Genomic DNA, 13,193 nt, shown 5'->3' on the forward strand with positions numbered 1-13,193 from the left:
TTGTGGACTAAAAATGGAAAAACTACTTATTCTATTAAAATTATTTAAATTAAGTTATACTATTTAGTAAGAAGTCAACATATATTGATAGAAACAATGCTAGAGAGGGGGGAATCCTCTGAAAATCTTATTAAGAACTGTCGTAATTATTGCAGTATTATCAGCAATTGGATTCTATTTTAATATAACAGATGATAAGGAACAGCCAGACGTACTAGTTGAAAATGGAGATAACCCTACAAAAGTGGAGGATAATCTCAATGAAGCAGCAGAGAATTCGCAAATTCTACCAGTTCCTAAAGAAGGATTAGGGAGCTTGATTGGTAAAAGTGTCAATGAACTAAAAGAGAAATATGGTGAACCAACTAGAATCGATCCGTCAGCCTATGAATACGATTGGTGGATTTATAATAAGAATGTATCTGAGTATTTTCAGGTGGGAATTCTAAATGACAAAGTGGTGACTGTCTATGCAATTGGTAGTGCTGTGAATATTAATCCTTATAAAATCGGACAAGAAGTTGGGGATATATATACGATGACACCAATTGAAACAAATATTAGCTTTAATTATGAAAATTCTTCTTACCGATTCGAATTATCGGAGGATGAAATAAATAACCGTCCATTAATTCAGATAGGTGATTATTATGCACAGCTATACTTTGATAAATTTAATGGAACTTTATCAAGTGTTCGTTACATGGATGCACGAACATTACTTCATTTAAGGCCTTATGAATTAGTTTATCGAGGAGAACTATTAGAAACAGATAATAATGTGGAATATAGTGAAGAAATTCAAGAAGGCAATGAAAAACAAATATTAGATATGACAAATGTGTTAAGAGAAAGATTTAAATTAAATAAAGTAGAATGGGATCAACCTACTGCTGAAGTCGCATTAGGCCATAGTAAAGATATGTTTGAAACCGAGGATTTCTCCCATACATCAGAGAAGTATGGAGATCTAGAGGACCGTTTAAAGGCAGGAGACGTATTTTATCAAGTTGCTGGAGAGAATATTGCAGCAGGCTATGCGGATGCCCCTGCAGTAATCGAAGGCTGGTTAAATAGCAAAGGACATCGAGAGTGTTTATTGAATGAGAAATTTACTCATCTTGGAGTAGGCGTATTTGATAAATACTATACACAGAATTTTATTGAAAAATGGTGAAATAATAGTATGAAAGAAGCTGACAACCACAATCATTTGATTGGTTGTCAGCTTTTTTGGTTTGGTTTTTCTAAAAGATTATTGCTTTTTCAATAGGAAAAATAAATAAAATAGGCCACGGGTTTATAGCAATAAAATTTACAGGATGACACAGAGGATTTGCACGTTTTCTAAAGTGCATCATAAAGTAATATAGGCAGATGTATCAAATTAGAGGTGAAATAATGATGGCTAATAAAGAACTTCATCCTTCTGTAGAAGAATTTAAAGCATTTGTGAAAGCAAATCCCAAAATATTAAAAGAAGCGAGAAGTGGCAAGGTGACATTACAAGAATTATATGAAGATTGGTATTTATTAGGTTCTGATGATGCAAGATGGGACGGATTACGAGAAGGTGCTTCTGAATCTTCTAGCAAAAAGGAAGAAGAGACAGAAGCAAATCGAACTGTCTGGATGTCTAATATTGTTGATACACTAAAAAAGATGGATCAAAATCAAATACAGGGATACTTAGCAAACTTAAATCAAGCTTTAGGAACGATTCAAGGTGTCATTTCACAATTTGCTCCTAATAGTGGTTCTAGTGGATCATCTGCGCCAAAAGAACAAAAACCTTCTGGGCCGTTTTCTTTTAGAAAAGATTAAGTAGGAGGATGGATATGAGACAAAGCATTAAAGAATATATTGCGCAGAATCCAGAATTACAACAATTTATAAGAGAACAGCCGCAATGGTATAGACAATTAAGCAGAAATCCAAATCAGTTGGAAACCTTTGAGATAGCATCTCTTCATTATTATAAGAAAACCATTCCAGATCACGTACAAAAATTTTCAAATGGTGTTCAAATGGCATCCATGATGGTTAGTATGTTTCAAGCAATGAATGCTGAATCATAACTTTTTAAGATAAACATTATTTAGAGTAAAAAAAGCATGAATGGTAATACTAACCGAAATGAAAATTCATTAAAAATTACCAGGAGTGTTTACTTTGAAAAAAATCCGAATGATTTGTATTCCTGCTTTTCTCCTTTTAACCGGATGTGGTGATGATGTTCCAGATCCAGAAGTAAAGACAAATAAAGAAGCTGCAACTTATTCTGCCATACCTACGGCTGCAGATGTACAAGCCTCTTTCTCCCCTACAGCAAAAGAGGAATTTGATGTGCGTCATATTGTTAAAGGAAATAAAGTATTTGTGGAATGTAAAGTGAGAGACTATTCTTTTAGAGAAGATAGCAATGGGAAATTAGGAAAAATCGTTTTGGAGATAAATGGGGAGAAGAAGGAATATTCTTCTGCTGCATTTGTGATTGAAGGATTAAAAACAGGAAAACATACAATGAACTTATCTGTTATGGATGTTGCCAGCAAAACAACAAAGTTTAAAAAGTCATTTCAAGTAATGATTAAAGAGTAGGGAAGAAAAAGGAAGTCACAAGCCTTTTCTTTCTTCTGTCTTTCATGTAGAATAAGAATTGGAGGTGAGCGAATACGTGCTTGCGACAACTGAAATACTTCTTATTCAAGAGGAAGCAGAAGACATTGCAGAAATGATATTAAACTCAGATGTTGCAGAACAATACCGTATTTGTTTGGCCAATTTACAATCAAATAAGGAAACACAGCAAAAAATTCATTCTTTTAACCAAATGAAAGAGCTTTATGAAGAGGTTCAGCGTTTTGGAAAATACCATCCTGAATATAAAAAAGTCATGATGGAAATTAGACAGCTAAAACGCGATATGGATGTAGATGATAATGTGGCAGCATTTAAAGTAGCGGAGAATGGTTTGCAAAAGCTTCTAGATGATGTCAGTGTTATTATCGGACGTTCTGTTTCTACTTTTATTAAAGTACCAACAGGAAATCCATTTTTTGATGAACTTTCTGGTTGCGCCGGTGGTTGTGGAAGTGGTGGAAGCTGTAGTTGTTCTGCATAATATACGAAGAGGCAATGATCAAATCTAGGATCATTGCTTTTTTATTTTGACGTTTCTTATGGCTTACTAGCGTTCGTAAAAGCAGATTCCGACTTTTCTATTTTGGTTGCCTATGCTATTATGATAAATAATGGTATTTTAAAGGGGTTAAATTATGCTAGGGCAACGACAGGGAATCATTGTTTGGCTATTTTCACTAAAGCAAGCAAAAATGTTAAGAAGATATGGAAATGTTCATTTTATTTCCAAAAGATTAAAATATGTTGTGCTCTACACGAATCAAAGTGATGTGGATGGCATAATGGAAAAAATTAATGCTCATTCTTTCGTTAAAAAGGTAGAGCCTTCCTATAAGCCATTTTTAAAAGTGGAATTTGAAAATTCGCGACCAGATAAAGCGAAAGAATATGATTATAAAATGGGGATTTAAGAAAATTGTTCTTTATTGGAATGTTCATTCTAAGGACAATCCCTTATAAGTAGTTGAAGAAAAACAAAAGCAGTATTTTATGTAAAGGAAAGGTGGAATCCGCCATGCCCTTCATTGAATACTGTTTTTTCTATGAAAAAGACAAAAAAAGCCTGCAAGCATATGCCTGCAGGGTCCTTCTACGTTCTTATTATTCATAAGAACAGAAGGTAAAGGGAGAGGAGAAACCGGAGGAAGAACTTATGGGGAAACGTAAGTCTTCTCCGCGGTTGGCAACAACATCCTCGAATAGATGCTGTTACTTACATTATCCCCATACGGTGACCACTTATACATAAAAACAAATTATTTTTTAGAGGTAACAAAATTTATTAGGTTTAATCTATACCATATAAAGAGGATGCAATGGTAATAATATTCCGATTTGATTATCTTTTTACGAATAAAAATTGACAGATAAAAGGAATAAATCGTTAAAATGTTGGCTCTCTAATAGGTTTATGGTAGGATAGGGAAGGTAAAATAACTTTAAGTAAAATAGGGTTGTGGTGATTGAAATGAGAGTTGTCTCCGGTAAGAATAAGGGGATTCCATTAAAGGCTGTTCCTGGTAACTCGACTAGACCAACTACAGATAAAGTGAAAGAGGCTATTTTTAATATGATAGGTCCTTACTTTCAAGGAGGAGAAGGCCTTGATTTATTTGCTGGAAGCGGCGGACTTGGCATTGAAGCTTTAAGTAGAGGGTTAGATCTTGTTATTTTTGTAGATAAAGAAGGAAAAGCAATACATACGATTAAAGAAAATCTTTCTACATGTAAATTGGACAGCCAAGCCGAAATATTTCGCAATGATGCGAATCGTGCTTTAAAAGCATTGCAAAAAAGAGAAAAAAGCTTTGATTATATTTTCCTAGACCCGCCATATAAAAAGCAACAATTAGAAAATATGTTAACATTTATTGATGAAGCAGGTCTGTTAAAGGATGAAGGAGTCATTGTATGTGAGCATGGTTCGGATATTTCTTTACCTGTGGCAGTAAATAGACTTCAACAAGTGAGACATGAAAAATATGGAATAATTGGAGTTTCTATTTATTCCTTACAAAATGGTACGGAGGACTAAAAAGATGGCTAGTGTAGCAGTTTGCCCAGGTAGTTTTGATCCGATTACTTATGGTCATATTGATATAATTAAAAGGGCTGCTAAAGTATTCGATCATGTATACATATGTGTATTAAATAATTCTGCCAAAAAACCTTTTTTTTCGGTGGATGAAAGATTGGAGCTAATAAGAGAGGTAACGAAGGATATTCAGAATATCTCTGTATCATCTTATGAAGGGCTTCTAATTGATTATGCAAAAAGCGTAAATGCAAATGCAATTATTAGAGGATTACGAGCAGTATCAGACTTTGAATATGAAATGCAGATTACGTCGATGAACCGTGTACTATCAGACGATATCGAGACATTTTTTATCATGACAAATAACCAATACTCTTTCCTAAGCTCTAGCATAGTGAAAGAAGTAAGCAAATATGATGGTGACATTTCAGAGCTTGTTCCTAAGATTGTGAATGATGCATTAAGAGCAAAATTTCATTATGATGGAAAATAAGTTTTTCAAAAAGTGGAATTCTTTTTATAGCAAGCAAAAAAAGGACATCTTGCCAAAATAGTGGCAAGATGTCTTATTTATAATTAAGGAAGTTTTTGTTTGAATTTATCTCTAGGCACCCAGTGAACGATGTGAGTCTTGAAGTTTTCCTCCAGATTGTCTTATAATTCTCCTCTTGGTCTTAATCTTTTTACTAAAATAAAACAATAGATTGTTAAGGAAATAATTGTTACAATTGGCCCCCATGTACTTATATTTTCAAATATTTGCTGAAAGAAGACTTCTTCCCTATTTATCCCTGGGATTGCAATTGTTGGTGTATCTTTTGACAAGAATGTCTTGTAAAAGAAGTCCCATGCGATAAAAGTGTAGATGCCAGAAAAGATTGCTTGCATAATTCTCGCTAAGAAAAAAGGCTTAAAGCGAATATCTGTCTGAGCGAGAATACTTGCTACTTGCGCTTGTACACTTAATCCGCTAAATCCAAGGATACAGCTCGTTAAAATGGCTTGGTGCATAAGGGTAGATGTTTCCACATCACTCGTTAATTTACTTCCTAATGTAATTTCAAATATGCCGGCGATAAAGGGTATCGTTAAGTCACCTGAAAAAGTAAACAGCTGGAATAAAGATTCTAATAATTTTGCAAAAAAGGAAGTAATATGTAAGTGAAATAATAAACGATTAATAACGGAAAAGAGAATGATAAAGCCACCAACCATTAATAAAGATTGAATCGAGGAGGTTACCGCATCTCCCATTAGTTTTCCAAGTGGGCGCTTGTCTTTTAGACGAGTATGATGCAGTTCTCGCAGCGCCCTTTTTAAGGAGGCTTTTTCTTTTGGCTCTTTTGTTGTCTTTTCTGTATCTTTTCCGTGAAATCTCATAAATAGTCCAACGGTAAAATTGGCTAAGTAATGTGAGAAAGCAAGCAGGAGACCAAGTTTAGGACTATGAAAAAAAGAGGCAGAAACAGCGCCGATGATAAACATTGGATTAGAAGCGTTAGAGAAAGAAACAAGCCTTTCCGCTTCCGTTCTAGTTAATTGTTTTTCCTCACGCATTCGTGCTGTTAATTTTGCTCCAGTTGGAAAGCCGGATACCATCCCCATGGCCCAAACGAATCCGCCTACTCCTGGAACTTTAAAGAGCGGTCGCATAATGGGCTCTAATAAAACACCAATAAAACGAACGACACCAAAACCTATTAAAATTTCAGATAAGATAAGGAAAGGAAGAAGTGAAGGAAAAACAATCGTCCACCAAGTATTCAGTCCATTTTTTGACGCGTCAACTGCTACCCCAGGAAAAGAAATCAGGGCAAGAGCTAATAGAGACGCGGATAATGCAAGTGCGACTGTCTTAAATTTTGAGCGTAACAAATTATATTGCTCCCCCTTCAAATAATAATAGTAGGTTTTTATTCTCATCTATGTAAGGAAGGCTGGTTTAAAACCTTAACGTGTAGAAGCAATACTTGTACACAATTAGCCTAAAGAATATCCCTCTACCAATCAATATACTCATAACCTGAAAAAAAAGACCATAAGATTAAGGTAGATTGAATTTAGAGAGAATAGGTGAGACGATATGGAACGCCCAAAAATAGGGTTAGCGCTAGGCTCAGGTGGAGCGAGAGGATTTGCACATATTGGGGTAATCAAAGTATTAAGAGAAGAGAATATTCCAATAGATTATATTGCCGGTAGCAGCATAGGAGCAATTGTGGGCTGCTTATATGGAGCAGGATCTGATATACAGCGACTATATACATTATCGAAGTTTTTTAAGCGGAAATACTATTTAGATTTTACTGTCCCCAAAATGGGCTTTATTGCTGGGAATAGAGTAAAGGAATTAATCCATTTATTCACCTACGGAAAAAAATTAGAGGAATTGGATATTCCTGTTGCTGTTGTTGCTGCTGACTTATTAACAGGGGAAAAGGTCGTTTTTAGGAAAGGATCAATTGCTAATGCAGTGCGTGCAAGTATATCTATTCCTGGCATATTTGTTCCAGAGAAAATGGATGGGCGTTTACTTGTTGATGGAGGAGTAATTGACCGTGTCCCTGTTTCGGTTTTAAAAGAGATGGGAGCGGATATCATTATTGCGGTAGATGTAGCAAAGGTAAATGTAAATGCTGAGATTTCAAATATTTATGATGTAATTATGCGTTCATTGGATATTATGCAGATGGAATTAGTGGAATCGCGAGAAGTTGCAAGTGATGTGATGATTAAACCGCCAGTAGAAATGTTTAATAGTAAAGCATTTACTGATTTAGAGAAAATAATCGCAATAGGAGAAACAGAAACAAGAAAGTATATCGATGTAATTAAAAAGGAAATCAAGAAAAGAAGAACAAATGAGAAGAAATAAATAGGAAAAAACCGCGCGCATTGGCAAAAGCACCCGGTTTTTTTTTCGGAAAATACAAATCCCTAATTGAAGCAACAGGAGGTTACTTTATAATGGGATGCTGTAAGTATTCCATATTTAGTAACTGCTCTTGAGCTGTTGCTTGTGCGCCTAGAGCGTAAATTTGGGAGGCGCGAATGTCCAGTGCGATTTTATCTTTATCAAAAGAAGAAAGTTTACTAATAATGTCCAGTGCGAACTGCTTCTTCTTTTCTTTTAAATAGTACCGACCATTTGCAGTTGTACCTAGTAAACGAATATAGGAAGGCTGTGAATGGACAGCCATTTCTTCTTTTTTTGTATTTGTTAAAATATGTACACAGATTCTTTGCAGTCTTGTCCAAGTATATCTCTTTGTTTTTAGTAAGCGGATATACGCTTGAAAAGATGAAGCTTCTTTCACATATTTAAGGAACCGATATTCTAACCCTTCCTCCATTTCGTAAATAGTGGCCAGCTCTTTGGCGGTTGTTTGCAATAGCCGGAATTTTAAGTAACTCCAGTAATTCTCCCAAGTGTGGTAAGATAAATAGGTTTCTTTATACTTTCGAAGTAGATTAAGACTTGCAAGCGGGAGGTAGGGCTCAATTGTTTTTAAGGAACCTTCTTCCTTTAATAGTGCTTGCCTGATACTTGTTGCACTTGCTATCGAGTCAGATGTAAATATTTTATCATGGTAGTCTGCATTCATTCGGGCAACTGTGCAAACCTCCATAGGATAATGATTAGTATGTACGGCTTTGTAGTATTCATAGCCCAATATATTATTAGGCAAACTAAGATTTAGTCCCCTATCGTTTTCCCTACATGTTAATTCTTGCATTGCTAATGATTTGGCTTTTGGATAGCTCGACCCATTTTTTAAAAATTTTTTCACGAGTAAATCTTCTTCGTCCTGTTTTCTTTGTAACTGGATGAAAGTATGAGAGAACTCGTTTATATCCCCAGACTCACTTCCAAAGCATAAATAATCACATTCTAATCCTTGGAGAATATCTACAGCACCTTTAGCAAACACAGCTGCATGCTGTGTAGCAAAAGAGTAGGGAAGCTCGACTATGAGATCAACTCCATTTTCCAGTGCCATTTTCGCACGGCACCATTTTGATACAAGGGCAGGCTCCCCTCGCTGTAAAAATGGACCACTCATTACAGCAACTACGATATCTGCATCTGTTTGTTCCTTTGCCTTTTGGATATGATACAAATGTCCATTATGAAATGGATTATATTCTACAACAATACCAACAGCTTTCATTACACTCTCCCTAATTATTATTCATTTAAAACATTAGCTCCAATGTTTTTACTAGTAAAAGTTTATCCTAAAAATATTGGTTGTAAAAGAGAAACATGAGGGAATAACAACCATTTTATTATTTTTTATGGGAGAAGGGTGTTTATAAACTACTAACATTCATTTGTTTTTTGGGAGAAGAAAAGGGTAGGATTACTAATACAATCTCATTTAGGTACTTTTAGGTGGAAACGAAATTTTGTTAGTTTGAAAAAGGGGTTCCATTTTGGTGCATAAATAAAAAGTAAATATAGAAGAAAAAGAATCTTTCTATTGAACTGTTGGTTGCAATTCTGTTGAATATGGGTAGAATAAAAAAGAAATCGAATAATAAGGGATTAACTCACTTATTGCTTATTATTTACTGTAAAGAAAAAATATTGACAAATAATTATATGAAAGCTATAATTACCTTTGTTGCCTTGGGGTGATATATATGAAATGGACGTTAAGCCAGTTACAAAAATTTCGAAGTAAGGGATTGCCAATTGATGAAACAATAAATATGGATGAGATCAAAGAAACAGATCCAACCATAAGAAGAGTATCTCCTATTCATATAACAGGACGTACAGATATTGATTCAACGAAAGTGACTTTTCATTTAAATATAAAAGGGTCTCTCGTGCTACCTTGCTCTCGTACTTTAGTAGACGTGGATTATCCAATTAATGTTGAAACAACAGAAACCTTCCTATTAAAAGTTTCAGAATATGAAACAGACGAAGAGGAAGTTCATCAAGTAAAAGGGGATGTAATTGACTTAAAGCCAATTATTGCTGAAATACTTTTACTTGAGGTACCGATGCAAGTCTTCTGTGAAGATACTAAAGAAGAAGGTGCTCCTCAATCAGGTAATGATTGGGAAGTTATCCAAGAGCAAGATTTACAGGAAAAGAAAGTAGATCCTCGTCTTGCTGGGCTTGCTAAGTTTTTTGAAAATGAGTAATTAAACTCATACTTAATTATGCAAAAGAAAAACGTGAGATTGGAATTATCTTTTCTCATTACTTTCTTAATACTCTTTAAGGAGGTGGGACGAATGGCTGTACCTTTTAGAAGAACATCTAAAACTGCAAAGAGAAAACGTCGTACACATTTTAAATTACAAGTGCCTGGTATGGTAGAATGCCCTAACTGTGGTGAAATGAAACTTGCTCACCGTGTATGCAGCGCTTGCGGAACATACAAAGGGAAAGAAGTTGTAAGCAACTAATATCTTTTTTGTTTGATTAAAAGCACAAGAACTTAGGTTCTTGTGCTTTTTTCCATATATGGCTACTTTTATAAAAACAGATGCGTTAAAATAGAGAGAGTAGAATAAATAGAAAAAGACAATATACCTGTACAATAATAGGAGTAAATACTACTAAGATAAGGAGAGGACATATGATTGTCGTTAGTTCTTGTTTAGCAGGATTGAAAGTTCGGTATAATGGAACCGATTGTTTAGATGATACGATAGAAAAGCTTTTAACTGATAATAAGGTAAGAACGGTTTGTCCAGAGTTAATGGGTGGATTCTCTACACCAAGAGAACCTGCAGAGATAATTGGTGGGGATGGTTATGATGTTCTCGATGGTAAAGCGGTTGTACAGGATTGTACAGGAAATAATGTTACCCAAATGTATATGGATGGAGCTTATAAAACATTAGAATTTATTAAAAGTTTGAACGCAGAAATGGTAGTCTTAAAAGAAAATAGTCCTTCTTGTGGAAGTAGTTTTATTTACACAGGCTGTTTTGATGGAACAAAAAAGGACGGGGTGGGTGTTACCACAGCTATATTAAGAAGAAATGGCATTAAAGTGATTTCAGAGAACGAATTATTTCAGTGATCCGCTATCTTTAAAGTGTGTAGATTTTATAAAGGTTTATCTATTCCTAAAAAGCATTCTGTCAATTTTCTTTTTTCAATGAGGAATAATCAGTCTATCTTTTCTAGTAGATGCATATGTATGAATAAAAAACACTAGGAGGGTTTACTGATGACAACAACAAGACAAGATGCTTGGTCAAAGGATGAAGATATTCTGCTAGCAGAAATCGTTCTTCGTCATATTAGAGAAGGCGGTACACAACTTCAAGCGTTTGAAGAAGTGGGAAAGCTATTATCAAGAACAAGTGCAGCATGTGGGTTTCGGTGGAATTCATATGTACGCAAACAATATAAATCAGGTATTGAGCTTGCCAAGAAACAAAGAAAGCAATTAAAAAAGTCAACTGGAACAGAGGAATATTCTACAGACGAAGTGATCGTCAGCCCTTCCGCTTCTCCCATCCCAGTTCAAAACCAATTTGATGAGATGCTTTTGTATTTAAAAGACTTATATGATAAAGCGAGTAAGTGGGAGCAAGAAAATATAGATTCATCCACCGTAAAAGTGAAAACGAAGGAACTAGAAGAAAAACTGACTATATTGAAGAAAGAAAATGAAGAGTTACAAAGTGAATTAGACTCCATGGAAGGTGCCTATAAGGCATTAGTGGAGCTCATGGAAAAAGCAAGACAAATGGTCGTGTTTAAAGATGAAGATAAATTACCCAAAGTATAATTACTCCATAGTTTTTAAAATTCAAATAAGCAAGAAATAAATTGGTTTTACGCAGGAGGGAGCCTATAGTTTCCGAAAGGTATTCGCTCGACTCCTGCTTTAACTATATTTTGAAATTTTCTGGTTTTAGCAAAAACAGAATTAATCACATCTCACCGTTCTATTCCTCTTCTACAATTTATTATTCTAACCATTTCTCACCTTATTCTATTCTCTATATAAAAAAATCAAAAGTTTTTTTGATAAATTTATTCCTTTTCCTATGCTTTTCGTACTAACAAACTTTTCAGAAAATGTTAAGATAGAACTAACAATAATTGAAACGGTAAAGGAGCTTCGGATGAAAATTGGAATTATAGGAGCTGGTGCAATTGGCTTATTATGTGCATACCAGTTAAAGGAAAAGCATGATGTAACTTTATACGTTCGGTCCCCAAAGCAATATGAGTTGATTAAGAACAAAGGTATTTATTATAAAGTGAATGAGGATAAGCAGTCTCGCACGGTGGAAGTTCGTTATTTTGCAGAGTGGGATGGGGCAGAAGACCTTACAATTGTAACAGTAAAGCAATATCAATTAGCACCAATTTATGAAAAAATGGAGATACTTGGGAGTCGCATAAAAGCAATGTGCTTTCTACAAAACGGAATGAGTCACATAGAGACGATTTTGGAATCTAATATTCCCAATTTAATGATTGGCATAGTAGAGCACGGTGCAATGAAGGAAGATGAGCAAACAGTTGTTCACACGGGGATAGGAGCTATTAAACTAGCTTGTGTCAAAGGAAAGGTGGCAGAGATTTTACTCTCCCTAACAACAGAAAATAATCAAGCTTTTCCATTCATCAATGAACCCGATTATGTGACAATGATGCAAAAAAAATTAGTGGTAAATAGCGTTGTAAATAGTTTAACAAGTATATTGCAGGTCAAAAATGGCCAATTATTGCAAAATGCTTATTATTATCAAGTAATGAGTTTATTTTTAGAAGAAGTGTTGGAAATTTTATCGATAACGAAAGAAAATAGAATACTTTATCGAGATTATTGTATAGAGGTTATTCGTAATACTGCTTTGAATAAATCTTCCATGCTAAAGGATATAGAGGCTGGGAGACCAACAGAAATAGACGCTATTTTAGGATACATAGTAGAAAAAGCGAAAAGGAAAAAAATCTCTTCGCCTATTGCTGCAACTGTTTATTTAATGATTAAAGGAAAAGAACGAGGAAGAGAGGAGTGTTTAAATGCTTAATTTAACTTCACAGCTCATTAGTTTTCTCGTTGTATTTCCAATCTTTACGTTGTTTATTGTATTTGTCATAAGCAAGTCGTTGACAAAAAAACAGCGGTTTTCAGTACATCTAGCACTAGATATTAGCACCTTCTTTTTTATCCTTTCCGTGCATTTTCTTATTCGGTCTATTTGGAATACATCTCTATTATTATATATCGTGATTTTTATTTTGTTGATTGGAATGTTATTTGTTATTATTCATTGGAAATGGAAAGAGGAAATTGAGTATAAAAAAGTGTTTAAAGGAATTTGGCGTGTAACATTTCTATGCTTTTTCACCTTGTATGTTGTGTTAGTCATTTATGGCCTTGTACTTTCTATCCTAAAGGCAATGGGAACGGTTTAAAGTTATAGATAGTGTAGCATTGGAGAATCTCCAAAAACCTCTAAGCAAAGACCTTCTTGAAATGTATAGGGGGCAATTAACTAGTAGATGCTAGAAGCA

At 34.6% G+C, this 13,193-nt stretch carries 17 protein-coding genes; 15 read left to right on the plus strand and 2 right to left on the minus strand.

The features are described 5' to 3' along the window. The first annotated feature begins 118 nt into the window (after positions 1–118). The 8 genes from ACTNDN_RS02495 (at position 119) to coaD (ending at position 5,174) form a co-directional block, all read left to right on the plus strand. Complete coding sequence (locus ACTNDN_RS02495; RefSeq protein WP_031534247.1) at positions 119–1,177, plus strand: CAP domain-containing protein; 1,059 nt, start codon at positions 119–121, stop codon at positions 1,175–1,177. A 227-nt stretch (positions 1,178–1,404) separates the two neighbouring features. Continuing rightward, positions 1,405–1,824 carry a YlbD family protein gene (locus ACTNDN_RS02500; RefSeq protein ID WP_031534249.1) on the plus strand — a complete coding sequence of 140 codons (420 nt, stop codon included), beginning with the start codon at positions 1,405–1,407 and terminating at the stop codon, positions 1,822–1,824. Positions 1,825–1,838: 14 nt separating this feature from the next. After that, a complete protein-coding gene (locus ACTNDN_RS02505) occupies positions 1,839–2,078 on the plus strand; it encodes a YlbE-like family protein (protein WP_031534251.1) in 240 nt (79 codons plus the stop codon). A 94-nt stretch (positions 2,079–2,172) separates the two neighbouring features. After that, positions 2,173–2,601, plus strand: a complete 429-nt coding sequence (locus ACTNDN_RS02510) for a hypothetical protein (protein WP_048717759.1) — start codon at positions 2,173–2,175, stop codon at positions 2,599–2,601. A 76-nt stretch (positions 2,602–2,677) separates the two neighbouring features. Continuing rightward, on the plus strand, positions 2,678–3,124 hold the full coding sequence (locus ACTNDN_RS02515) for a YlbF family regulator (protein WP_031534253.1): 447 nt from the start codon (positions 2,678–2,680) through the stop codon (positions 3,122–3,124). 154 nt (positions 3,125–3,278) lie between these two features. Next, entirely contained in the window at positions 3,279–3,554 is a 276-nt protein-coding gene (locus ACTNDN_RS02520) for a YlbG family protein (protein ID WP_031534255.1), read from the plus strand. 557 nt (positions 3,555–4,111) lie between these two features. Then, a complete protein-coding gene (gene rsmD, locus ACTNDN_RS02525) occupies positions 4,112–4,678 on the plus strand; it encodes a 16S rRNA (guanine(966)-N(2))-methyltransferase RsmD (protein WP_031534257.1) in 567 nt (188 codons plus the stop codon). A gap of 4 nt (positions 4,679–4,682) precedes the next feature. Next, positions 4,683–5,174, plus strand: a complete 492-nt coding sequence (gene coaD, locus ACTNDN_RS02530; protein WP_031534259.1) for a pantetheine-phosphate adenylyltransferase — start codon at positions 4,683–4,685, stop codon at positions 5,172–5,174. 161 nt (positions 5,175–5,335) lie between these two features. Here coaD and ylbJ read toward each other — a convergent pair whose 3' ends face one another. Further along, on the minus strand, positions 5,336–6,556 hold the full coding sequence (gene ylbJ / locus ACTNDN_RS02535) for a sporulation integral membrane protein YlbJ (protein WP_031534261.1): 1,221 nt from the start codon (positions 6,554–6,556) through the stop codon (positions 5,336–5,338). A 208-nt stretch (positions 6,557–6,764) separates the two neighbouring features. Between ylbJ and ACTNDN_RS02540 the strand changes: the two genes are divergently transcribed. Further along, positions 6,765–7,556 carry a patatin-like phospholipase family protein gene (locus ACTNDN_RS02540; RefSeq protein WP_031534264.1) on the plus strand — a complete coding sequence of 264 codons (792 nt, stop codon included), beginning with the start codon at positions 6,765–6,767 and terminating at the stop codon, positions 7,554–7,556. 82 nt (positions 7,557–7,638) lie between these two features. Here ACTNDN_RS02540 and ACTNDN_RS02545 read toward each other — a convergent pair whose 3' ends face one another. Continuing rightward, complete coding sequence (locus ACTNDN_RS02545) at positions 7,639–8,853, minus strand: nucleotidyltransferase (RefSeq protein ID WP_031534266.1); 1,215 nt, start codon at positions 8,851–8,853, stop codon at positions 7,639–7,641. Positions 8,854–9,328: 475 nt separating this feature from the next. On the opposite strand from ACTNDN_RS02545, the gene ACTNDN_RS02550 reads away from it, so the two are divergent. From ACTNDN_RS02550 to ACTNDN_RS02575, 6 genes are all read left to right on the plus strand, one after another. Continuing rightward, positions 9,329–9,841 (plus strand): YceD family protein, encoded by a 513-nt coding sequence (locus ACTNDN_RS02550; protein ID WP_031534268.1) that lies wholly within the window; start codon positions 9,329–9,331, stop codon positions 9,839–9,841. Between the two features lie 93 nt (positions 9,842–9,934). Beyond that, the gene (rpmF, locus tag ACTNDN_RS02555) at positions 9,935–10,108 is read left to right on the plus strand and encodes a 50S ribosomal protein L32 (protein ID WP_016200993.1); all 174 of its coding nucleotides are present in this window, start codon (positions 9,935–9,937) and stop codon (positions 10,106–10,108) included. A gap of 173 nt (positions 10,109–10,281) precedes the next feature. Next, positions 10,282–10,731 (plus strand): DUF523 domain-containing protein, encoded by a 450-nt coding sequence (locus ACTNDN_RS02560; protein ID WP_441130713.1) that lies wholly within the window; start codon positions 10,282–10,284, stop codon positions 10,729–10,731. A 150-nt stretch (positions 10,732–10,881) separates the two neighbouring features. After that, a complete protein-coding gene (locus ACTNDN_RS02565; RefSeq protein WP_031534273.1) occupies positions 10,882–11,448 on the plus strand; it encodes an RsfA family transcriptional regulator in 567 nt (188 codons plus the stop codon). Between the two features lie 340 nt (positions 11,449–11,788). Then, a complete protein-coding gene (locus tag ACTNDN_RS02570) occupies positions 11,789–12,706 on the plus strand; it encodes a 2-dehydropantoate 2-reductase (protein ID WP_235251182.1) in 918 nt (305 codons plus the stop codon). Then, a complete protein-coding gene (locus tag ACTNDN_RS02575) occupies positions 12,699–13,094 on the plus strand; it encodes a DUF3397 domain-containing protein (RefSeq protein ID WP_031534276.1) in 396 nt (131 codons plus the stop codon). Before ACTNDN_RS02570 ends, ACTNDN_RS02575 begins: the two co-directional genes overlap by 8 nt. Positions 13,095–13,193: the final 99 nt, after the last annotated feature.

Origin of the sequence: Niallia sp. HCP3S3_B10, assembly GCF_052064465.1 — a bacterium.
Taxonomy (GTDB): domain Bacteria; phylum Bacillota; class Bacilli; order Bacillales; family Cytobacillaceae; genus Niallia; species Niallia hominis.